Origin of the sequence: Halomonas sp. ML-15 (assembly GCF_014779595.1) — a bacterium.
In the GTDB taxonomy this organism is placed as follows: Bacteria; Pseudomonadota; Gammaproteobacteria; order Pseudomonadales; family Halomonadaceae; genus Franzmannia.
Window position 1 is genome coordinate 43,601 of the sequence record NZ_JACXZT010000019.1, and the last position, 22,796, is coordinate 66,396.

Sequence of the window (22,796 nt, forward strand, 5' to 3'; positions counted from 1 at the left end):
ATTTTTGTCCTGATCGAGGCCCTTGTCGGCATACCGCCAGCGGCGCTGCTACATCACGGCTGCCTTCATCACTGGCGATGGAGTAGGCTACCCATATCGCGCCCCATCACTACATTAGGAGACTCCCATGGGCCTGGAGAGCGTACGTAACTTTCTTGCCGAGCAGGCAGCGGATATCGAAATTCTCGAACTCGACGCCAGCACCGCCACCGTGGCGCTGGCCGCCGAGGCGCATGGGGTCGCCCCTGGGCAGATCGCCAAGACCCTCGCCTTCAGGGTCGGCGAGCGGCAACTGCTGGTGGTGGCCAGCGGCGATGCACGCTTCGATAACCGCAAGCTGCGCGATGCCTTCGGCGGCAAGGCCAAGATGCTCGATGCCGAGACGGTGTTGGCGCTGACCGGTCACCCGGTCGGCGGCGTCTGTCCGTTCGGCCTGAGCACTCCGCTGCCGATCTACTGCGACGCCTCGCTCAAGGCTTACGCTGAAGTCTTGCCTGCCGCCGGCTCACCCAACAGCGCCGTGCGTATCGCTCCGGAGCGACTCGCCACCCTGGTCGGAGCCGAGTGGGTCGATGTGTGCAAAGTGCCGGAGCCACAGCGTCAAGAGCCGTGCTCATCAGTACCCCTATAACCTATCAAGAGAGACGGATGTCGCATCGGCATCAACTGCTCCGGGTTTCTGGCTGACACCACGTGTCCATACAGGCTTACATTGAATCGGTTCTTTCTGAGGTATCCTTCCGCCACGGCGCGTTACGCCGCCCGGGCAGGAGTGCGCGGTATCAGAATATACGACGGTGGCGCGCTTTCTAAGCAACCAATGGATTGAAGATAAAAACGGAGAGGGAGGGCAGGCATGTCGATCATCCCACAGCGCATCGTCGAGCGGCTGAAAGATCTGAGGGCGACGCTCGACGAGCCGCGGGTCCGGCAGCGTCTGACCGGAGGCACGGGCGAGCCGAGCCGCCCAGCCTTGCGCAGCCCTCGACGAGTCAACGCCGCCTCCATCGAGACGCTGTGGCGGAAGATTCGCGCCTTGACGCCGGCAGGCGACGAGCAGCAGAGGCTTCTGGCCGATCCTGACACCTTGGCGAGTGCCGAATGCTACGGCGCCAATATCGAGAACATGATCGGGACGGTGAAGGTGCCAGTGGGCGTGGTGGGCCCTTTACGTATCAACGGCCTCAATGCGGAAGGGGACTTCGTCATCCCGCTGGCAACCAGCGAAGCCGCCCTGGTGGCATCCTATGCGCGGGGCGCCGACATTGCCTCCCGCGCCGGCGGCATTGCTGCGGTTCTGTTGACCGAGGGGGTGCTGCGCAGCCCCGGTTTCAAGTTCGCCAACGTGATGGAGGCGGGGCTGTTTCTGGAGTGGGTGATCGACGCCAGTGCCGAGCTGAAGGCCGCCGCCGAGGCCACCACCCGGCACGGCAAGCTCAGCGCCATCGAGCCGATGATGGACAACGAGGTCGTCTTCCTGCTCTGCCGCTATACCACCGGCGACGCGTCGGGCCAGAACATGGTGACCATCGCTACCGAGGCACTCTGCCGGCACATCGAGACCCACTGCCCGATCCGGCCTCGACACTGGTTTATCGAGGCCAATTATTCGGGAGACAAGAAAAGCACCTATCTGGCGCTGACCTCTGGCCGCGGACGCAAGGTGACAGCCTCGGTGATCCTGCCGCGGGCGCTGGTGGAAAAGCACCTGCATGTCAGTGTAGAACGCTTCCTCGACTACTCGCGCATGGCCAGTCTCGGCGCCATGCTGAGCGGCCAGATCGGCGCGCAGGGTCACTTCGCGAACGGGCTTGCCGCCTTCTATATCGCCACCGGGCAGGACGCGGCCTGCGTGTCGGAATCCGCCATCGGCTTCACGCGGGTAGAGGACCGGGACGGCGATCTCTTCATCTCGGTGACCCTGCCCAACATCCTGGTGGGCTCGGTCGGCGGCGGCACGGGATTGCCCAGCCAGGCGGCGGCGCTACATCTGCTTGGACTTCAGGGACCCGGCAAGGCAGCGGCGCTGGCCGAGGTGGTCGCTTCCCTGTGCCTGTGCGGCGAGATCTCCATCATCGGCGCGCTGGCGGCAGGCGAGTTCGCCCAGGCCCACCGCAAGCTTGCCCGGGAGCGCTGAGATGTCTGCACAGGAAATGACCCTGCCGCTGGCGCAGCGGCTGTGGATCTATCAGCGCGAGCGCTTTCCCATCCTGCGAACGGCGGTGCTGGTGGCAGCTTTCTCCGCGGCAAGCGTCAATGTCTCCGCCTTCCTGGCCGGGCGTCCGCTGCCCGCCTTCGCGGCCTACCTCGTCGCCTTTGTCGTCGCCTTCCTGGTGTTCATGCAGCTGCGCGTGTGCGACGAAGTGAAGGACAAGGAGATCGATCGTCGCTTTCGCCCCGCCCTGCCGGTGCCCCGCGGCCTGATCTCCCTCCGGGTGATCGTCGGCCTCGGCCTTGCCGCCGTGCCGCTGGCAGCCATTTCCGCCGCACTGTTCGAGCTCGGTCTGCTCTGGCTGCTGGCGCTGGTCTGGCTGTGGCTGAGCCTGATGACGGTGGAGTTCTTCGTGCCGCACTGGTTGAGGGCGCGGCCCTTCTTCTACGTCGTCTCGCACATGATGATCATGCCGCTACTCGACCTGTTCGTGACCGGCTGTGAATGGCTCGTGGCCGGCGGCGGACCGCCGCAAGGCTTGTGGCTTTTCCTGGTCCTGAGCTTCCTCAACGGCTGCGTGCTCGAAGTGGGGCGCAAGATCCGGGCACCAGACCAGGAGCGCGAGGGCGTCGACACCTACTCCGCGCTGCTGGGTCCGGGCAGGGCGACCCTACTCTGGTGCGCGCTGGTTATCGTCGCCTGCGGCTTCTTGATAGCGGTGGGCAGAGCGGTGGGCGCCATGCACCTCGTCGGGCTCGTCGGCCTCGCGGGCCTTGCCGCATGTCTGGTTGCCGCGGCGCTCTATCTGCGTTCGCCCACCGAGCGCGCACAGCGCCGCGTCGACAGCATGGCGGGGCTGTGGGTGCTCGCCTGCTATGGCGCCGCGGGCTTCGCACCGCTGGTGGCCACCTGGAGCGGCCTATGAGCGAACTGATCGTCAACGGATCGGCCGACGCCGATGCTGTGGTCATCGGTGGCAAGGCAGCCACCCTTGCCACACTCGTCCGGCTCGGTTTTGACGTGCCGCCGTTTTTCTCTCTTACCGCGGGAGCCTTTACCGACCGTGGACTCCGGGACGAGGTGAGCGCAACGCTCGACGTTCACCTGGAGGAGATCGGCCCCGGTCCGTTCGCCGTGCGCTCTTCGGGCCGCGAGGAAGATGGCGCAGACCATTCCCACGCCGGCCAGTTTCTGTCGCTGCTGGAGGTCGAGGCGGCAGAGATACCGACGGCCGCTTTCCAGGTCTGGCAGTCCGGCGCCGCCGAGACGCTGCAGGCCTACCGCGCCTCCCGCGGTCTGGACGCCGGCGACCACCGGCCGGCCGTGCTGATCCAGCAGCTGGTCAGAGCGCGGACGGCGGGCGTGGCCTTCTCAGCCGACCCGGTCAGTGGGCGCCGCGACCGCATTGTCGTCTCCGCCGTTGCCGGGCTCGGCGACCGTCTCGTCGGCGGCGAGGAAAGCGGCGACGACTATGTGCTCGACCGGCGCACCGGGAGGGTACTGAGCGCGCCGGACGAGGGCGTGCTGTCGGACGACGATCTGACCGCACTGACCGACCTGGTGATACGCGTCGAGGATGCCCGCGGCGGACCGCAGGACATCGAATGGGCCTTCGAAGGCGAACGCCTGTTCCTGCTCCAGGCGCGGCCGATCACCACCCTGCTGCGCGAAGTGCCCGTCGAGGACACCACGCTCACTCTCTTCGACAACTCCAATATCATCGAGAGCTATCCGGGCCTGGTCTCGCCGCTCACCTATAGCTTCGCGCAGTACGTCTACGCCCGGGTCTACCCGATGTTCCTCTCGCTGCTGGGTGTCGGCGATACGACGATCCGCACCCATCGGGCAACCTTCGACAATCTGCTCGGCCGCATCGACGGCCGTGTCTATTACAACCTGATCAACTGGTACCGACTGATCGCCCTGCTGCCAGGCTTCTCCGTCAACCGCAGCCACATGGAAACCATGATGGGCGTCAGCGAACCGCTGCCCGTCGCAATCGCCGATGCGCTTGCGCCGCAGCGGGCCCGCGGTTGGGCGGCGTGCCGCGAGTATCTGCGCATGGGTTGGGCCGCTGGCGGCCTGGTCCGCGAGGCGATCCGCCTGCCGCGCACCATCCGCGCCTTCTACGGCCGGCTCGACAAGGCCCTGGAAACCGATGCGGCGGAGATTGCCGCCATGCCGTTGACGGCACTGGCGGCGGAGTATCGTCGCGTCGAGGCGGAACTGCTCGACCGTTGGGATGCGCCGCTGGTCAACGATTTCCTGTGCATGATGGCCTTCGGTGCCTCGCGCAAGCTGCTGCAGCGCTGGGGTGGAGACACCGGCCTCGCGCTCCACAACGAGGTGATGATCGGCCAGGGGGATATCATTTCCGCTGAACCGGCGCAGCGTATCACCCGCATGGGAGCGCTGGCCGCCGGCAACGAGGCGCTGATCACGGCGCTGGAGCTGGGGGATGGCAGCGCGCTGTCCGACCACGAGGCGCTGCGCCACGAGGTGGAGGCGTATATCGCCCGCTTTGGCGACCGCTGTACCCAGGAGCTCAAGCTGGAAAGCATCACCCTCGATCAGGACCCGCGCCCGCTGCTGGCGGCGATCGCCGCGGCGGCGCGCATGCGGCGTAGCATCGCGCGGCACTCGGAAAACGGCGATCCCGTTGCCGAGCTGTTTCCCGGCAGGCCGTTCAGGCGTGTCATTGCCCGTCGCGTGCTCGCCATTGCCAAGGCCAGGGTGCGCGACCGGGAGAACCTGCGCTTCCAGCGTACCCGGGTGTTCGGCCATGCGCGGCGTATCTTCCTGGCCATGGGCCGGCAATTCCACGCCCATGGCGTACTCGATGACCCGCGCGACATCTTCTTCCTCAGCGTGCCGGAGGTGCTGGGCGCGGTCGAAGGCTTCGGCATCGGTGACGACCTGGCGGCGCTCGCCGCCGGCAGGAAGGCGGAGATGGCGGTGGCAGAGACGCGGCCCGACCCGCCCGAACGCATCGAGGTGAACGGCGCGGCGGTCAATCTCACGCTGGCGCCGTCTGCGCCAAGTACCGGCGGCAACGATAGAGTGCGCAGCGGTACCGCCTGCTGCGCCGGAAAGGTGCGGGCGCCGGCACGTGTCGTTCATGACCCGCGTAGCGAATCGCTGAAGCCCGGCGAGGTGCTGGTGGCCCGATTCACCGACCCAGGCTGGATCGCGCTGTTCACCAACGCCTCGGCCATCGTCGTGGAGCGCGGCAGCCTGCTGTCGCATTCCGCCATCGTCGCCCGCGAACTGGGCCTGCCCTGCGTGGTGGGTATCAAGGGTGTCACGGAGTGGATCGCCAACGGCGAAACCATCGAGGTGGACGGTACCACCGGAACGGTAAGGAAAACCGATGACTGACACGGAGATCGCCGCCAAGGCGAGTTTCGAGACGATCCGCTACGCCCAGCTCTGGGAAGACGCAGACTGCCTGCTGCTAGGGCTTGCCGAAGGCCGCAAGCCGCTGTCCGGCGCCACCCTGGTGTCCATCTGCTCGGCCGGTGACAACGCGCTGGCCATGCTCACCCTCGACCCGCAACGCGTGGTGGCAGTCGACCTTTCGGCCGCACAGATCGAGTGCCTGAAAATTCGCATCGCCGCCTGGCGCACGCTCGATCATGGCGCCCTGCTGGAGCTGATGGGCTCACGCCCTTCCGAGCGCCGTGCCGCACTGCTCGCACGGGTCGCGGCAACCCTGCCGGCAGACTCGCAGGCGTTCTGGGCGCCGCTCAAGCGGGACGTGGAGATCTATGGCCTCGGCGGCATCGGACGCTTCGAGCGCTACTTCCGTCTTTTCCATCGCCGCGTGCTGCCGCTGGTGCATGGCCATGCCAAGGTGCAGGCGGTGTTCGAGCCGCGCAGCCGCGAGCAGCGCCAACGGTTTCTGGACCAGCGCTGGAACACCTGGCGCTGGCGTGTCCTGCTCAAGTGTTTCTTCTCGCGCTTTACCATGGGGCGGCTTGGCCGCGACCCGGCCTTTTTCGATCACGTGGAGGGCAGCGTGGCCGACCATGTGGCCCGGCGCGTGGTGCATGCCATCGTCGATACCGACCCCAGCGAGAATCCCTATCTGCACTGGGTGTTGCGCGGCACTCACGGCGAGGCCCTGCCACTGGCGCTGCGGCCGGAGCATTTCGACACCATCCGCGACCGGCTTGACCGGATCGACATTCGGCACGGCTCGCTGGAAGCCTTCGTCGCCACCGGCGAAAAGGCCGACGGTTTCAATCTGTCCGATATCTTCGAATACATGGGGCCGGAGACCTTCAGCACCGTCTACGACCGCCTGCTTGGTGCCGCCAACCCCGGTGCCCGCCTGGTCTACTGGAACATGATGGTACCGCGGCGCATGCCGCAGGCTTTCAGCGGTCGCCTGCGTACCATGGAGGCGCTGGAGGCGCGTGGCCGCGCCATGGACAAGGCCTTCTTCTACTCGGACTTCGTGGTAGAGGAAGTGCTGTGAGCATCGCGCCGCAGATCGCCATGATCCTGCTGTCGGTGGCACTGCTGATCGTAGCCATGGTGGTGGTGCGCCGCGTCGGGCAGCGTTACGCCTGGTCGGCGGAGCTTCAGCGCAAGGGCGTGCACCTGGCGACAGGGGCCTATGCGCTGATGCTGCCCTGGATCTTCTCCGAACGCTGGCCGGTACTGGTGATCGCCGGCATGGCAGTGCTGGTGCTGCTGCTCATGCGCACGCCCGTTCTGGCGAAAAGTGGCCTCGGCGCCACGCTGCACAGCGTCGAGCGTCACTCCTATGGCGACCTGCTGCTGGCCGTTTCAGTGGGCGTGGTATTTTTCTTTTCCCACGGGAATCCGGTGCTCTACGTGCTGCCCATCGCCGTAGTGACCCTGTCCGATGCGGCGGCGGCACTGACCGGCGTGCGCTACGGACGCAGCTTCTTCAATACCGAGACGGGCAGAAAGAGCTTCGAGGGCTCGGCGATGTTTTTCATGGTGACCTGGATCGTCGCCATGATTCTGCTGCTGCTGATGACGGAGATCGACCGGGAGAACGTCGTGTTGCTGTCGCTGGTGGTAGCCGCCTTCGGCACCCTGGTGGAGGCCGACTCCTGGCACGGCTTCGATAACCTGTTCCTGCCCGTGGCGCTGCACCTTTTCCTCGCCGGCCACCTGGAAACAGAGCCCGTGCGGCTGCTGGAACTGACCCTGCTGTTTCTCGCCGTACTCGCCGTCGTACTCGCGCTTGCACCGCGTTTGGGGCTTTCCGACCACACCGCGCGTGTCTATACCATTGCCGTGTTCGGTATCTATGTGGTGACTGACGTCCATAACGCGGTGCTGCCGGTCACGGCCATCCTCGCTCACCTGGCCGCCCGGCACATGCGTCCCTGCAGAAGCCGCTACCCCGACCTGGACGTGCTGGCCATGGTCGTGCTGATCTCCGTACTCTGGCTGTTCCTGGGCCGCTATGCCGACCAGAACGCACTCAACATGTACGACCTGAGCTTCGCCGGCAGTGCGCTGGTGTTCATCGCGCTTGCCGCTGGCTCCAGGCGCTGGATCGCGGTCGTCGCAGCCGGCACGCTGGCTGCCGCGGTCGTTGCCACCACCTACCGCAATCCGGAAGCCGCGCACTGGCACGGTCCGCTCTGGCCGTGGATTGCCATGAGCTTCTTGCTGTGCCTGGCGGTCCCGCTGCTGAAGGCGGATCTTCTGGATCGGTACCGCGGGCCGCGGGTGGTGACGATTGCGCTCTCGGTGCCACTGGCCGCGTTCCTGACAAAGGTGTTCTTATCATGAGCGATACCCCCGTTTACCTGGAGACCGGCGACGCCTCCTGTCGCCTGTACCGTGAGGCGCCGTGCTGGGACGGGCAACGTACGGCGGCGATTGGGGAATTCCGCTGCGCCGATCCCGCAGCAGGCGCGGCGCTGCTCTCCCATGCCGGAGAGGTGCTCGGTCGGGAAGGGTTCGAGGCCCTTATCGGCCCGATGGACGGCGATACCTGGCACCGCTACCGGCTGGTCACCGACAGCGACGGCTCGCCGCCTTTCCTGCTCGAGCCGGTGAGCGCCCCCCATGACGAGCAGGCCTTCCTGGCTAGCGGCTTTGCGCCCATCTCCACCTACGTTTCCACGCGGGCCAGGCTCGATGAGGCCCTGGCCATCAAGCCGACGCGGTTCGACGGAATCGCCGTCAGGGCATGGGATGGCGATGATGCGGAGCGACTGCTGGGCGATCTGTTCGAGATGTCACTCTCCAGCTTCGCCACCAATCCGTTCTACAAAGCGATCTCGCGAGAGGCGTTTCTGGCACTCTACCGGCCGATCCTGCCCGCCATCGATCCACGCCTGCTGCTGTTTGCCCACGACGCGGACGGTCTTGCCGGATTCCTGTTCGGCGTACCCGATCTCGCCGAAGGCGCAAATCCGCGTACGGTGATTGTGAAGACCTACGCCAGTCGGCGACGTGGAGTGGGACGGCAGTTGCTGGATACCTTCCACCACAGCGCCAGCGACCTGGGCTTCACCAGCGTTATCCACGCGCTGATGCACGAAAACAATCAGTCCCTGAACAGCAGCCGCCGCTATGGCGCGGAGGTCTTCCGGCGCTATGCCCTGATGGGCAGACGGCTGGCTGCATGAACCTGCTCGCCCCCATCCTTGCAAAGCTGGCGGCGCACGGCAGCCGTACCGCGATCATCGCCCCACACGGAGAGCACGCCAGCTATGCCGATCTCCTCGGCCGTTCGGAGCGGCTGGCCGCCGCATGGAAGCGCCAGGGGTTACGGGCCGGGGACCGCGTGCTGGTGGCCATGCCGGTGGGCATTCCGCTCTATGCGAGCCTGGTGGCGCTGTGGCGGCTAGGTGCGGTAGTGGTCTTCCCGGAGCCCGCTCTGGGCCTGACGGGCCTGCGCCACGCGCTCAGGGTCACCCAGCCCAGGGCCTTCCTCGCCGCCGGCTGGTTTCGCCTCTTGCGTTACGGGCTGCCTGAGCTCTGGTCGGTGCGGCTGGTGCTCGGCGCCGATGCCTCGGCGGGAGCGGCGCTGGATACCCTGGAAGCGGTTGATGCCGATCACCCGGCGCTGATCTCGTTCACCAGCGGCTCCACCGGGCAACCCAAGGCCATCGTCCGCAGCCACGGCTTTCTTGCTACACAGAACGCCCGCGTCGCCGAGCTGCTGGCGCCACAGCGCGATGACTGCGTCGACTTGGTCGGTTTCCCGGTGTTCGTGCTGGCCAATCTCGGCCTCGGCGTCACCTCGGTACTGCCGAACTGGCGTCTACGCGGTCAGGAGAACGCCGATGCAGGGCGCATTGCCCGGCATATCGCCGCCCACGACGTCAACCGGGCCCTGATACCGCCTTCGATCTGTGCCGGGCTTGCCGACCATCCCATCTCGCAGCTCGATGCCATCTTCACCGGCGGCGGGCCGGTCTTCCCCGACCTACTGGCCCGCTTGGCGGTACGTCTGCCAGACGCCGATATTGTCTCGGTCTACGGCTCCACCGAGGCCGAGCCCATCGCTCATCAGCGCCTCGCGGAAGTGACGGAAGACGACTGGCGAGCCATGCGCGAGGGCGCGGGGCTGCTCACCGGCAGACCGATCCCGGAGATTGCGGTAAAGATCCTCGACCGCGAGATCGTCGTCACCGGTGCCCACGTCAACAAGGGCTATCTCGACGCGCAGCACGACCGGACCACCAAGCTTTCCCTGGACGACGCCATCTGGCACCGCACCGGTGATTCCGGCCGGCTGGACGAACGACAGCGCCTCTGGTTGCTGGGACGCTGCGACGGCACTGTCGGCGACCTGCCGCCCTTCGGCGTCGAGTCAGCGGCGCGCTTCTGGACCGGAGTGGAGCAGGCAGCGCTGGTCGCCGTCGACGACCAGCCCGTGCTCGCCATCGCCGGGGATGGCGAGCGGCAGGCGGAGTGGCAGGCACAAGCCGATCGTATCGGCGACATCCGGGTCGTCGCGCTGCGGCGGATGCCGCTGGACCGGCGCCACGGCTCCAAGGTCGATTATCCCGCACTCAGGGCGGCACTCCGCCGCATCTGACCAACGAAGCCGAGCCCGACGAATGCCGTCTGACGAATGCGACTCAGCGCCCGCCGGAGACATCGATAAAGCTACCCGTGGTGTAGGAGGACTCGTCGGAGGCCAGCCACAGGATCGCCCGTGCGACCTCCTCGGCCTCCCCGCCGCGCAGCATCGGCACACCCGGCGCCAGGCGCGCCACACGCCCCGGCTCGCCGCCGCTGGCGTGGATATCGGTAGCGATCAGCCCCGGGCGCACGGCATTGACGCGAATGCCTTGCGCCGCCACCTCCTTGGCCAGGCCGATGGTGAAGCTGTCGATGGCGCCCTTGGCGGCCGCATAGTCGACATATTCGTTGGGTGCCCCCAGCCGCGCGGCCATCGACGATAGGTTGACGATGCTCCCGCCCTGGCCACCGTGCTGGGTCGACATGCGTCGGATCGCCTCGCGGGCGCACAGGAAACTGCCGGTGACGTTGACCGCCAGCACCCGCGCCAGGCGCGCGGCGTCCATCGCCTCGACCCGGCATTGGTGCTCAAGCATACCCGCATTGTTGACCAGCACCTCCACAGGTCCCAGGGCGTGGTCGACGGTATCGAATAGCCGCACCACGTCGCGCTCGACGCCAACATCCGCGGCCACCGCGATGGCTTCGCCCCCCTCCCGGGCGATCGCGGCGGCCACTTCATCCGCCGCCTCACGATTGTCGCGATAGCTCACGCATACTCGATAGCCGGCCGCTGCGGCCAGCCGAGCGGTAGCGGCGCCGATCCCGCGGCTGCCACCGGTGATGATCATCACCTTGCGCATGCGGTACTCCTCAGCCCATCACCGGCATGCCGGTGACCAGCACGTGCAGGTGGAAGGCGAACAGGTAGTAGGCCACCAGACCGATCACCACGGTCAGCACGGTGGCGACGGTGCGGCTCTCACGTGGAGCAGGCGGGTGGGCGCGGTCGCGCTGTTTGGCGGCACGGAACGCCAGGATCGCCCATACCAGGAAGGCGCCGAAGAACACGATGTCGCCGAGACGGCCGTTGGCCAGCAGGTGGGCCAGGGCCCAGATCTTCACCGCCAGCAGCATTGGATGGCCAAGCTTGGCCTTGATGGCATTGTGCGGCACGAAGGTAGCCACCAGCATGATAAAGGCCGGTACCATCAGCAGCAGCACCAGGTGGCGCAGTCCAGTGGGCGGGAACCACACGAAGATCGGGTCGAGGCGCATCTGGCCGTAGCCCCAGATGGCGATCGCCAGGCCCACCACCGAAACGGCCGAGTGGGCGAGTTTCCAGGGTGTCTCGCCGAGCCGCTGCACCTGCGCCTGACGCCAGTCGTCGGCGACAATGCGCAACGAGTGGCTGCCGAGAAAGATCAGCAGGCCAAGAATCATGATCAACATGGGGGTAGTGCTCCAGCAGAGAATGTCAGGTGGGCAAGCATGCCATATTGCGCTGCCCGGGGCATGGCATCTATCGTCGCGCGCTTGAAGGCGACTCAAGGAATCGGTCACCATAGCGGCCTTCAGCGCCGGGCAGCCCATGCCCCTGCGCTCGCCAAGGACCGGTCATGCTGCACTTTCCCAGCCCTCATCACCGTCAGGTGACCCTCTGCTACTTCCTGCTGTTCATCGGCGTCGGCATGACCGGCGGCCTGCTCGGGCCTGCGCTGCCGCACCTCGCGGCAATGACCGACTCGAGCATGAGCCAGATCGCAATTCTTTTCACCGCCAGGGCGCTGGGCAACATGAGCGGCGCCTTCGTTACCGGCCTGCTGATGGACCGGCTCAACGGCCATCGGGTGCTGATCGGCATGCTGCTGCTGACCGCAGCAGGCCTCGCGGTAGCACCGCTGAGCCCGACGCTATGGTTGCTGACCGGGCTGTTCCTGCTGCTCGGCTTCTCCGAAGTGTCACTCAACGCCGGTACCAACACCCTGCTGCTGTGGCGTCACCGCGACGCCGCAGGGCCACACGTCAGCGCTCTGCACTTCTGCTTCGGACTCGGCAATATGCTGGTGCCGCTGGTGATGGTGGCGGTGTTGGCCATCACCGGCCTGTTTCAGTGGGCTTTCTGGGTGGTGGCGGTCTACCTGCTGGCCATGCTGTGGCCGCTGTCGCGGCTCAGCAGTCCAGTAAAGCGGACGACCGAGGAGGATGCCACACCGCGTGCGCCCAAGCACCGTGACCCGCTTCTGCTGGCGTTGTTCATGCTGCTGTTCGCGCTCTATGTCGGGGCCGAGATCACCTTTGCCGGCTGGATCACCGCTTACGGCGTGCTTACCGGGCAGAGCGCCGAGCGCGCCGCGCTGCTGGTAACGCTGTTCTGGCTGGCGCTGTCGGCCGGCCGTCTGCTAGCGATCCCGCTGCTGCGCTGGAGCTCTCCCTGGGCGATCCTGATCGGCTGTCTATTGCTCGGCGGGGGGACGACCCTGGCGCTGCATGCGGTATGGCTCCCGCTGTGGATGGGCGCCCTGCTGTTCGGCCTGGCGGCCTCGGCGATCTTTCCTACGCTATTCAGCCTCGGCAACCAGGTGATGGACATGAACGGGCGCACCACAGGACTGATCTTCACCGCCGCCGGGAGTGGCGCACTGCTGGTGCCATCGCTGACCGGTCCGCTGCTCGACTGGGCGGGCGCCGGTGCCTTTCCCCCGCTGCTCGGCGGCATGGTGGTCGTGCTTGGAATGGGTCTCGTCGCCTTGCATCTACGGTTAGCGCGGCTGAATCGCCAGATCATGGCCTAGCCCACGGCACTGAAGCGGTTACGGCCGCCTTGCTTGGCAAGATAGAGCTGTCGGTCGACCTGCTCGAGCAGGCTTGGCAGCGTATCGCCGAAGGCGGGAATGCGCGTCGCCACCCCCTGGCTGACAGTGACGCAGCCCACCGGCGAGGCGGCATGAGGCAGCTGCAGCTTGAAAATTTCGCGCCGACAGCGCTCGGCCAACTGCTGGGCAGCCTCCGCCGGGGTTTCCGGCAGCACCCACATGAACTCCTCGCCGCCAAAACGGGCGAAGGAGTCGCGTGGCCGGGTCGCTACCCGGCTCAGCGCCTCGGCGACGCGCTTGAGCGCTTCATCGCCGGCCAGATGACCATAGTGATCGTTGTACTCCTTGAAGTGATCAATATCGATCATGATCAACGATAGCGGCTGGGTGTTGCGGCGCGCCTCCTCCCAGGCCTGTGACAGGTTGTCGTCGAGGCGTCGGCGGTTGGCAACGCCGGTCAGGCCATCCTGGTAAGAGTAGGCCTCCAGCTCACGCTGTAGCCGCGTCAGCTCCTCTTCATAAGCCTTGCGCTCGCTGATATCGAACATGAAACCGACCAGCGCTTCGACCTCGCCTTCGGCGTCACGCACTACGTGCACCACATCGCGAATCCACACATAGTCGCCGTCGCGGGTCAGGGCTCGGTAATCGGCTTCGTGGTCGGTACCCTGGCGCGATTGAGAAACGCAGAAGTTGACCACCCAGTCGCGATCCTCGGGGTGCATGCGCGTCGCCCAGTCGTCGACGCTGACCCAACTCTCCGGCGTCCAGCCCAGTAGCGCTTCGATCTGCGGGCCGATATACGCAAACTGCAGGGTCTTCCAGTCGATCTTCCAGGGGATCGCCTTGGTCGACTCCAGCAGGGTCTTGTAGACGCTATGATCCAGCGTCTCGTCACTCAGCGGCAACTCGAGCAACCCTGTGTCTCTGGGCGGTATCTCACTCATGGTGGTATCCCCACGCGGCAATGTTACAAAACGTGTTGGCACCCCTTGATCAAGATAGCTGGTGCCACTGACACGCACTGACCTGGCGCCAACTGTCGAGCAGTTCCTCACCGCCCTGCTGCCAGTGGCCGCGGCCATCGGCTGTCAGAACGCAGATCATTACGCGTCGATATCCGTGGTCTGGCGCAGCGGTGGCTTGCCGGCACGCTTAGTGGCGTACATCGCCACATCGGCCATCTTGAGCAGTTGAGCAGCGCTGCCGACATCCCCCGGGCCATGCAGGGCCACGCCGATGCTGGCACTGATCTCGGCGTGGGCATCTCCCAGCGCCACCGGTGCATTGATGCATGCCACCAGTTTCTGTACGAAAGCCTGCGCCGCGGCCTCGTCGATGCCCTCCAGCAGCACCACGAATTCATCGCCCGCCAGACGCGCCACGTAATCGGTCTGACGCACCGAGCCAAGCAGACGGCTGGCGATTTCGCGCAGCAGCGTGTCGCCGGCGTCGTGACCATGGTCGTCGTTGACCGCCTTGAACCCATCGAGGTCCAGGAACAACAGCGCCAGCGGCTGACCGCTGCGGGCCACCCGCGCCATGGCCTCGGGCAACCGCTCATCCAGCGCACGGCGATTGGGCAGGCCGGTGAGTACGTCCTGCCGCGCTTCCTTGTCGCGTAGGGCGTCGAGCTGGCGGCGCTCGGTGATATCGTGAACGAAGATGCTGTAGTGGGTGTCTGCGTCGACGAAGAAGGCACGCATGCGGACCTCAACCGGCAGTTCACGACCGTCACGACGATTGGCCAATGCTTCGCTGATGCTACGCTCGCCCGCATGCGGCAGTGTGAGTGAGCCGATCAACTGATCGATTGACTTGCCCAGGGCCGCCCCGCGAGCCATGCCGAACATCTGCTTTGCCGCGCGATTCCAGGCAGTCACCCGAGCCTGACCATCAAGCCCGATATAGGCATCATAGGCGGTGTCGATGACCAGACGCAGCTCAGTCTCGCGCTCATGCAGCGCACGATGCGTCTCGGCGTGACCGGCAAGGGTAATCGCCAAGCGGCGATTGGCCTCACGCAGCTGGATATCCTGATTGATGATCGCCGCCAGGTCCTGCAGCGTGGCCAGTTGGATGGCATCGATCTGCCGCGGCTGATGGTCCACCGCGCACAGCGAGCCGAGTGCTACCCCGGCCGAGTTGTAGAGTGGAATCCCCACATAGAAACGCAGACCATCCGGGCGATCTACCCCGGAGAAGTGGGAGAAGCGTGGGTCCCGGCTCAGGTCTTCGATCACCAGCGGCGAGCGCTGGTTGATGGTCCAGTTGCATACCGACTCGCTGCGCGGCGTGTGCTCGACGTCCAGCCCAACCCGCGACTTGAGCCACTGGCGATGCGCATCGATCAAGGTCACCAGCGCAATCGGCACCTCCAGCAGCCGAGAGACCAACCGCGTGACCCGATCGAAAGCAGGCTCAGCACTGCAATCGAGCAACTTGAGCTCATGCAGCGCTGCGAGCCGGGCCTGCTCATCCGCGGGTATCGGGTAGTTGCTCATCGCCTCTCTCTCGTTGCGCTATTCATCTACCCCAGCATAACGGTTACCGAGTGACCTTGCTTGAGCGCATCGTTCAGCGCCAAGTCGTGTGTTCCTCCTGCGGCGGTTCGAGCCGCGCCGCGCCATGGTCGGCGCTGACGGCAGCTACCTGGAAGCGACCTACCAGCGCATGCATATCGGCAGCCTGCTGGTCGAGCACATGGCTGGCACTCGAGGCCTCCTGCACCAGCTGAGCGTTCTGGTGGGTGACTTGATCGAGCTGGGCAATGGCCTGGTTGATCTGCTCGATGCCTGCCGACTGTTCGTGGGTAGCACCGGCGATCTCCGTGACGTAACCGCTGACGTGCTTGAGGCTGTCGATGATTTCCTGCAGATGCTCGCTGGTGGCGCGTACCAGGCTGGCGCCCTCGCCCACCTTGTTGACGCTGTCGTCGACCAGATGGCGGATCTGCGATGCTTCTTCGGCACTGCGGCTGGCCAGCTTGCGCACTTCCTGAGCCACCACCGCAAAGCCACGCCCCTGCTCGCCGGCCCGCGCCGCCTCTACCGAGGCGTTGAGCGCCAGCAGATTGGTCTGGAAGGCGATATCGTCGATGGCGGTGATGATGCTGGTAATCTTCTCGCTCGAGTGGCGGATCGCCTGCATGGCATCGTTGGTGCGTCCGGCCACATCGCCGGCCGAGTGGGCGCGCCGATCGACCTCCTGACTGGCATCCCGCGCCTGGTTGGCGTAGTCCGCGGTCTGCTTGACGGTGGCGGTAATCTGCTCGAGGCTCGAGGCGGTTTCGGCCAGCGACGACGACTGCTCTTCGGTACGCTGCGACAGGTCGTCATTGCCCGAGGCGATGTCACGACTGCTGGCGGCTATCGCCCCGGCGCCGTCGCGGATCTGCGCCACGATGCTTTCGAAGGTATCCATCATGCGATTGAAGGCTTGCGCGGTACGGCCGATCTCGTCGTCACGCTGCAGCGCCAGGCGTAGCGACAGGTCGGCATTCTCACCGCCCGCGCCGCTGATGCTCTCCATCTGGCGACGCATCTGCCCGAGTGGTCCCAGCACACGTACCAGGGTCCGCCAGCCGAAGATCGCCAGCACCAGGATCACCGCCAGGGTCACACCGATCTGCAGCACGCGCCCGGCGTTGGCCAACTCCTCTGCCTGACCGGCGGCCAGGTCGGCCTGAGCCACACCGTCAGCCTCCAGCTCGCCGAGCGTGTCGCGCATGCCGTGCATTGCGGTGGTGACGTCACTCAGCGCCTGCGCCTCGCGCTGGCGCAACTCCAGCTGTTCATGGCGCAGCGCGTAGACCGACTGATCGCCGCCCACCATCAGGCCGTCCAGCTCACCAATGATCTCGGTCAGCGCCTCGGCACGCTCGCTCTGTTCGACGCTGGCACTTGGCGAACCGGCGATGGTGGCCAGCGACTGGCGTGCCAGGTTGAGCTGCTGGGCAATCTCGTTATAGCGCAGATTTACCAGCCGGTCGCTGCTCTCGACCTGCGTCAGCTGACGGCCAAGGTCAGCCAGCAGCGCTACTGCGGTACGCACGCCGCTACTGATGTCGGCGATATTGCCGCCGTCGTCGAACAAACCTTCGACCAGCGCCGTAGGCAGCGTGGTCATGCCCTCCTCCAGCCAGGCTTCGACCTGCTCACGCTGCTGACGCCGCTCACGGACATCCGCCAGGGTAGCTCGACCGGCCATGTCCTCGGCGCTGACCATGACCTCGACAATGCGCTGCTGCATGGCGGTGATACGCTCGTCCATGGTCTCTCTGAGGGCAAGATCCTCGCGGCGCACTGCCTCGAGAGCGCTATCCGCCTCGAGCAGCGCCGCATGGTCGGCATCTAGCCTCTCCAGACGATCGCGCTGAGCCACTTCTTCGCGCTCGACCAGCCCCTGACGCGCGGCCAGGAAGCGCTCATCTAGCACGTCCTGAGGTACCGCCTCGGCCATCGCCTCGTCGCTGCCAGCGGCGAGCAAGTCGGCATGACGCTCGCCGAACGCCACCATGGCATCGACCATGCCGCGACTGGCCTCTTGCTGTGGCAGCACCTCGCCAAGAATGAAGCGCTGTGAGTCGACCAGCCGCTGATTCGACATCAACCCCGTCGCGGCCAGCACCACCGCGCCGATGACGGCGGCCAGGAACAGGCCGATCAGCATCGCGCGCAGACTGAGAGTACGTTTCATGTCGTGCCCCTTGGGTATTCGGAACGGTTCCGCCCGTGCAGCGGGAATCAGCGTGCGAGGGTGGACCAGTCCACCGGCTCGAAGCCGCCATCGCGGATGATGGTCGGCCACACCGCGTCACTGGCCTGGTGGTCGCCACGTCCCAGCCGCAGCGGCTCGCCAAGACCAAGGTCGACCTCGCCGAGCCCCAGCAGGGCATCGACCAGCGCTTCCCGATCCGGATCGGGACCGGCGGCTTCCACCCCCTTCACAAACAGCGCAGCGGCCAAATAGCCCTCCAGCGAGATAAAGTCGGGGCTGGCACCGTTGCCGTGCGCTTCGAGGGCATCACGGTAGGCCGCCACGCCAGGCAGGCCGGCATCCAGCGGCGGCACCACCTGGGTGATGATGACGTCCTCGGCCAGCTCGCCCAACTCGTCGACCAGCGCCTGGCTGCCGACGAAAGAGACGTTTAGAAACAGGGTATCGGGGAGGTCCTGACGCGCTTCGCGAATAAAATCGGCCACCGGGCCGTAGGTGCCGACCATGATGATCGCCCGGGGTGTTACCGGCGCCTGCAGGATGGTTGCCAGCGCCTGGTGAACATTGCGGGTATTACGGGTGAAGCGGCCGTGGGCAAGCTCTCCAGCAGCGTCGAAGCCGTGAGACTCCAGGGCCCGGACACCGCCGATATAGCCAGCGTCACCGAAGCCATCGTTCTGGGTAAAGAAGGCGATCTCTTCCGGCCCGATACCCGCCTCCAGCAGACCCTCTACCATCGCTGCAGTCTCCTGGACATAGCTGGCGCGGTAGTTGATGACGTGGCGATCGGGCGGGTCGCGGCGCAGCACGCCGGCACCGGTGAAGGCGCCGTAGAGCAGCGTCTGGTACTGGTTATGCAGCGGGATGGTGACAATTGCAGTGGGAGTGCCAACGTTACCGATGGCGGCCAGCACCTCATCCTCCTCGATCAAGCGACGGGTCTCGGGAGCTGCACGCAGCGGCTCGTACTGATCATCGCGGGCCAGCAGGGCAAGCTCGGCGCCGTGCACGCCGCCAGCGGCATTGACCTCGGCAAAGTGCGCCTCGATACCCTGGCGCATACCATTACCGAGGGAGGCGGCGGGGCCGCTGAACGGGGCCACCAGACCAAACTTGAGTTCCGCTTGAGCTTGCGGGGCCATCAACCATAGCGCCCCCAGCAGCAGTGCTAATCGACGTCGCATGGACCGACTCCCGGGTATCTATCGACAGGGGTAGCCACCGTACTTTGCGATGGCCTTCTGCCACAGATATCGGCACTCATCTCATATAGTTGAGCGAATACTGCAACGCGTCAGGAGCATTTTCACCCAAGCTTATTACTGTAAAGCATAATACAGGATTGCCCCTATCACTCCTCCAGCGGCCGCGGCGGGTCGAGGTAGTCACCCATGAACATCAGCGCACTGGGCAGGCTGGTGCGCCACACCCGCCAGGTATGGCCACCGCGCAGAATTTCCAGCATCAGCTGCTCTGGCTGGTGGTCGACCAGCTCGCGATAAATGCGCCGCGCATGCGTCTCGGCATCCAGGGGGTCTCGGTTACCGGCACTTAGGTATAGCGGCACGACCTGCGACTGGGCCAGGTAGTCGTCGAGGTAGGCGGTATAGTTGAGCTGCGACCACAGCACTGGGTCGAAACGCCCTTCATCATCCACGAAGGCCGGGTGGCGACGCGCCGATGAGTTGCCCGGTGGCATTGGACTGTAGCTGGCTGGGCTCAGCGCAGCGGCGGCGGCGAACAGTTCGGGGCGCTCCATGATGAAATTGAGGGTGCCGTACCCGCCCGCCGATAGGCCACCGACGGCGCGTCCTTCGCGGTGCTCATGCACATGCCAGGAGGCCTCGATGTGCGGCATCAGGTCGTCGAAGAAGGCGGTGCGCGCTGCCTCGTTATGACCATCCACCCACCAGCTCAGGCTTCCCGGCATCACGATCACCGCCGGCGGGATACGACCTTGCTGGATCAGGCGGTCGGCCACCGTACGCAAATTGCCGCTGCTGGCCCAGTCGCGGTCGCTGCCAAACGAGCCATGCAGCAGATAGATCACCGGGTAGCGCTGATTGGACACCGCATAGCCATCGGGGAGATAGATGGTGTAGGGATAGTCATGTCCAAGGGTCTCGGAGGCAAAGCGTTGATGGCTGACCTGCCCCGCCACTGCCGGCCCCCCCAACAGTAGCGCCACCACCCCCAGCAGCAGTGCATGCAAGCGTAGCTTCATATCTGGGTGTCTCCCTATCCATGAAATAAAACGCCATGAAATATGCCTGATCAGGGAATTACTGAAGCATACCGCAGTCGGACATCACGCGGCGCGAGGTCGTTCAACTGCTAACGATCATCACTATCGAACCGGCTGGGGGGCCCATGAAACGAATCGAGGAAATCTACTGGCTGCGCTTCTATGGTTGCCTGGCGGTGTTCTGCTTCCACTTCCTCGACCGCCTCAACGAGCGCTTCGACAACCTCTATATCGACCTCGCCCGTATTCCCACCGTGCTCGGCACGCCAGTTTTCATTTTCATCTCGATCTTTCTGTTCTCGGCGCGCTACGGCAGTCATATCCCCGACGGCTTCCTGGCCAACCGCGTCAAGTACGTGATGGTGCCCTATGTCATCTATGGGCTGATCTACTCCACCACCAACTACCTGAGCGTGACCGCCGACGGCGGCGAGCTGGGCTTCGTCGACAATTTCGTCGAGTACATGATCTACGCTGGCTGGCACGGCTACTTCCTGATCATCGCCATGCAGTTCTATGTCTTCTACTGGGTCTACAACCGCTACCACCTCAGCCGCTACCTGCCCGCCGCCCCCTGGCTGGTCATCGGCAGTCTGATCAGTGCCGGCTACTGGGGCATGACCCGCTGGTTCGATGTCTCGCCCCCTGGCTACCTGCACTGGATCGTTCCGGTCGGCTGGATCTATCTGTTCTTCCTGGCACTGGTGATGGTGCGCCACTATCCTGATCTGTCGCGTGTCAACGCGCTGCGTTACCTGGCCAGCCCTTGGTGGCTGGCCGGCTGGGTGGCCATCATCGTGGCGCTGACCTTCGCCGGCCAGCTCGAGTACTCATCCAAGGAGAGTTGGGTGATCCCCTTCTTCATCCTGTTCACGCTTTGGCTGATGCGCACCCTCAAGGATCGCCCGGCGCCGCCGCTGGTCAAGAAGATCAACGAGTACTCGTTTGGCATCTATCTCGCGCACCCGCTGTTCTTTGCCGTCGTCGATTTCCTCGACGGCTATCTGCACTTTCCGCTGATGGTCTACTGCGCGCTGCTGCTGGTGGTCGGCATGGCCGGATCGATCTTGCTCAATGATCTGGTCAACCGGTTCAACTGGGGCGGGATGATGTTCGGCAAGCGTTTGGCGATCCGCTAGCCGACAAGACCCGCCACTCTGCGCTAGGCTATTGGCAGTTAAGAGGTTTCGATAATAAAAGGAGCGGTAGATAGATGAGCAGGCCAATCTCACAGATCGTGGTGCCGGTGGATGGCTCACGGGCTACCCTCGCCGCGGTGCGTCACGCCGCCCAGTTGGCGCGCCTGTGGCAGGCCCCTCTGCAGTTGCTGCACGTGCAGCCGCTGTACCCCGCCGAGCTCAGCGATATCCCGGCAAATCGCCTCGATGAAGTCGACTATGACCATGAGGTGATCCAGGGGTCGGTGACCCGCGCCTTCACTCAGGCGCGTCAAGCGCTGGGTGACGACCTCGACGTAGAGGTGGAAGAGGTGACCCTGCGCGAGCACGACTTCGTGCGCCACCTGGCCCGCGAGATCATCGAACACGCCAGCGAGATTCCCGACAGCATGCTGGTAATGGGCGCCCAGGGGCTCGACCGGCTGGGCAAGCTGCTGCGTGGCAACCTCAGCAATGCCGTGATCCACAAGGCGCGAGGTCCGGTATGCGTGGTTCACGACCAGATGTCGATCGATGACGCCGAGCATATCGATCGCATCCTGCTACCGGTGGATGGGTCATCGCACAGCGCCGCGGCCGCCGAGCTGGCCGCCGGCCTGGCCATCTCCGGCCAGCTACCGGTGGAGCTGATGTACTGCGTGCCGCGCGATCCCGACGACCCGGCGACCCCGTCACGCCAGCGCGATACCGAACGGCGTGAGTGCGAGTGGATCTTCTCCCATGCCAGGAAGCATCTGGACGGCGTCGAGTCGCCCATCATCGAACAGTGCCTGATTGGCCGGTCACCGGCGGAGGCGATTCTCGATCACGCCCGACAAGCGGGCGGCAAGCCAATGCTGATCATGGGCCGACGCGGCATGAGTCAGTGGCGAGAGCAGCTACTCGGCGGTGTCAGCCACAAGGTGATCGACCGCTCGCCGTGCCCGATCACCGTCGTCACTCGCTAAGCCTTCAGGCTGTCGAGGACTCATAAGCATGCTTGAGCCGATAGAACTCGTCGACGATGGCATCCATGGCACTGGCGTCGTAGTCACGCAGGCCACTGACGACGAGTTTCTTGGACCCGTGCCCGATGGTTTCTCCAGCGCAGGTCATGTCGAACTCGAGCAGCGCATCGCCACGCTTGCCGGCCACCTCGAGTGCCGAGCCGGACAACTCCAGGCCCGGCGCTACTGCATCCAGACGAGTCAGCGAGAACCCCATGCTGTCGTAGATGACCAGCGGCCGCTGGGGGTTGAACATCACCCCCTCGGCTTCCATCAGCGGCTTCAGATAGTGGGGGAAATTCTTGCCGGAAAATGCCACGTAGCGCCGCGCAAAGGCCTCGACCACCGACTCGTCGCGGGTCAGTTCGCCGCGCCGGTCGACCTCGAGATAGACCTTGCCCGCCTCGTCGGTCACACGCAGGAAGCCATCATCGTGCTCGAGAAAGTCCAGTGGCACGTCCGCTCCCACCATGCTCAGGAAGCGAAAATTCATATGCTGCGACAGCCCGAAACGCATCAGCACCAGCGAGAACAGCAGGTCACCGGGGACACAGAAGCGCCGCGCATCGGGATTGTGGATCGGGTTATAGTCTCCCGCCACGCGTTTGGCGAAGTGACTGGCCTGATCCGCGGAGATGCCGATGCGGCCGTCCCTGACCGTATGAAAATCATCGAGAAACATGCGTTATGTGCCTGCGCATAAGGATTGTATTGGTGGATGATGCCATATTA

Annotated in this window: 19 protein-coding genes; 11 read left to right on the forward strand and 8 right to left on the reverse strand. The window is 65.0% G+C overall.

Annotated features, from left to right (window positions below; genetic code table 11):
* The first annotated feature begins 127 nt into the window (after window positions 1–127).
* From IEI94_RS11785 to IEI94_RS11820, 8 genes are all read left to right on the forward strand, one after another.
* A complete protein-coding gene (locus IEI94_RS11785) occupies window positions 128–631 on the forward strand; it encodes a YbaK/EbsC family protein (protein ID WP_191167513.1) in 504 nt (167 codons plus the stop codon).
* A 225-nt stretch (window positions 632–856) separates the two neighbouring features.
* Window positions 857–2,137 carry a hydroxymethylglutaryl-CoA reductase gene (locus IEI94_RS11790; protein ID WP_191167514.1) on the forward strand — a complete coding sequence of 427 codons (1,281 nt, stop codon included), beginning with the start codon at window positions 857–859 and terminating at the stop codon, window positions 2,135–2,137.
* 1 nt (window position 2,138) lies between these two features.
* Entirely contained in the window at window positions 2,139–3,077 is a 939-nt protein-coding gene (locus tag IEI94_RS11795; protein ID WP_191167515.1) for a UbiA family prenyltransferase, read from the forward strand.
* Window positions 3,074–5,530 carry a PEP/pyruvate-binding domain-containing protein gene (locus IEI94_RS11800; protein WP_191167516.1) on the forward strand — a complete coding sequence of 819 codons (2,457 nt, stop codon included), beginning with the start codon at window positions 3,074–3,076 and terminating at the stop codon, window positions 5,528–5,530. Before IEI94_RS11795 ends, IEI94_RS11800 begins: the two co-directional genes overlap by 4 nt.
* Window positions 5,523–6,632, forward strand: coding sequence for a DUF3419 family protein (locus IEI94_RS11805; protein ID WP_191167517.1), 1,110 nt, complete (start codon window positions 5,523–5,525; stop codon window positions 6,630–6,632). The genes IEI94_RS11800 and IEI94_RS11805 overlap by 8 nt, the downstream gene beginning before the upstream one ends.
* Window positions 6,629–7,930 (forward strand): diacylglycerol/polyprenol kinase family protein, encoded by a 1,302-nt coding sequence (locus tag IEI94_RS11810; RefSeq protein WP_191167518.1) that lies wholly within the window; start codon window positions 6,629–6,631, stop codon window positions 7,928–7,930. The genes IEI94_RS11805 and IEI94_RS11810 overlap by 4 nt, the downstream gene beginning before the upstream one ends.
* Window positions 7,927–8,775 (forward strand): GNAT family N-acetyltransferase, encoded by an 849-nt coding sequence (locus IEI94_RS11815; RefSeq protein WP_191167519.1) that lies wholly within the window; start codon window positions 7,927–7,929, stop codon window positions 8,773–8,775. The genes IEI94_RS11810 and IEI94_RS11815 overlap by 4 nt, the downstream gene beginning before the upstream one ends.
* Window positions 8,772–10,193, forward strand: coding sequence for an AMP-binding protein (locus IEI94_RS11820; protein ID WP_191167520.1), 1,422 nt, complete (start codon window positions 8,772–8,774; stop codon window positions 10,191–10,193). The genes IEI94_RS11815 and IEI94_RS11820 overlap by 4 nt, the downstream gene beginning before the upstream one ends.
* A 43-nt stretch (window positions 10,194–10,236) precedes the next feature.
* Here the strand turns inward: IEI94_RS11820 and IEI94_RS11825 are convergent, their stop codons facing one another.
* Both IEI94_RS11825 and IEI94_RS11830 read right to left on the reverse strand, forming a co-directional pair.
* The gene (locus IEI94_RS11825; protein ID WP_191167521.1) at window positions 10,237–10,983 is read right to left on the reverse strand and encodes an SDR family oxidoreductase; all 747 of its coding nucleotides are present in this window, start codon (window positions 10,981–10,983) and stop codon (window positions 10,237–10,239) included.
* A 10-nt stretch (window positions 10,984–10,993) separates the two neighbouring features.
* Window positions 10,994–11,572, reverse strand: a complete 579-nt coding sequence (locus IEI94_RS11830) for an NnrU family protein (protein ID WP_191167522.1) — start codon at window positions 11,570–11,572, stop codon at window positions 10,994–10,996.
* A 167-nt stretch (window positions 11,573–11,739) separates the two neighbouring features.
* On the opposite strand from IEI94_RS11830, the gene IEI94_RS11835 reads away from it, so the two are divergent.
* Window positions 11,740–12,915, forward strand: a complete 1,176-nt coding sequence (locus tag IEI94_RS11835; protein WP_191167523.1) for an MFS transporter — start codon at window positions 11,740–11,742, stop codon at window positions 12,913–12,915.
* Here IEI94_RS11835 and IEI94_RS11840 read toward each other — a convergent pair.
* From IEI94_RS11840 to IEI94_RS11860, 5 genes are all read right to left on the reverse strand, one after another.
* Window positions 12,912–13,883: a sensor domain-containing diguanylate cyclase gene (locus IEI94_RS11840; RefSeq protein WP_191167524.1), complete on the reverse strand. Its 972-nt coding sequence runs from the start codon at window positions 13,881–13,883 to the stop codon at window positions 12,912–12,914. The genes IEI94_RS11835 and IEI94_RS11840 overlap by 4 nt on opposite strands.
* Window positions 13,884–14,042: 159 nt before the next feature.
* Window positions 14,043–15,440 carry a diguanylate cyclase domain-containing protein gene (locus IEI94_RS11845; RefSeq protein ID WP_191167525.1) on the reverse strand — a complete coding sequence of 466 codons (1,398 nt, stop codon included), beginning with the start codon at window positions 15,438–15,440 and terminating at the stop codon, window positions 14,043–14,045.
* Between the two features lie 73 nt (window positions 15,441–15,513).
* Entirely contained in the window at window positions 15,514–17,634 is a 2,121-nt protein-coding gene (locus tag IEI94_RS11850; RefSeq protein WP_191167526.1) for a methyl-accepting chemotaxis protein, read from the reverse strand.
* Window positions 17,635–17,681: 47 nt separating this feature from the next.
* The gene (locus IEI94_RS11855) at window positions 17,682–18,839 is read right to left on the reverse strand and encodes an ABC transporter substrate-binding protein (protein ID WP_191167527.1); all 1,158 of its coding nucleotides are present in this window, start codon (window positions 18,837–18,839) and stop codon (window positions 17,682–17,684) included.
* A gap of 167 nt (window positions 18,840–19,006) precedes the next feature.
* On the reverse strand, window positions 19,007–19,879 hold the full coding sequence (locus IEI94_RS11860) for an alpha/beta hydrolase (RefSeq protein ID WP_191167528.1): 873 nt from the start codon (window positions 19,877–19,879) through the stop codon (window positions 19,007–19,009).
* 146 nt (window positions 19,880–20,025) lie between these two features.
* On the opposite strand from IEI94_RS11860, the gene IEI94_RS11865 reads away from it, so the two are divergent.
* Both IEI94_RS11865 and IEI94_RS11870 read left to right on the forward strand, forming a co-directional pair.
* Window positions 20,026–21,039 (forward strand): acyltransferase family protein, encoded by a 1,014-nt coding sequence (locus IEI94_RS11865; RefSeq protein ID WP_191167529.1) that lies wholly within the window; start codon window positions 20,026–20,028, stop codon window positions 21,037–21,039.
* 74 nt (window positions 21,040–21,113) lie between these two features.
* The gene (locus IEI94_RS11870; RefSeq protein WP_191167530.1) at window positions 21,114–22,025 is read left to right on the forward strand and encodes a universal stress protein; all 912 of its coding nucleotides are present in this window, start codon (window positions 21,114–21,116) and stop codon (window positions 22,023–22,025) included.
* 4 nt (window positions 22,026–22,029) lie between these two features.
* On the opposite strand, the gene IEI94_RS11875 is transcribed toward IEI94_RS11870, so the two are convergent.
* On the reverse strand, window positions 22,030–22,746 hold the full coding sequence (locus IEI94_RS11875; RefSeq protein WP_191167531.1) for a DUF3581 family protein: 717 nt from the start codon (window positions 22,744–22,746) through the stop codon (window positions 22,030–22,032).
* Window positions 22,747–22,796 lie beyond the last annotated feature (50 nt).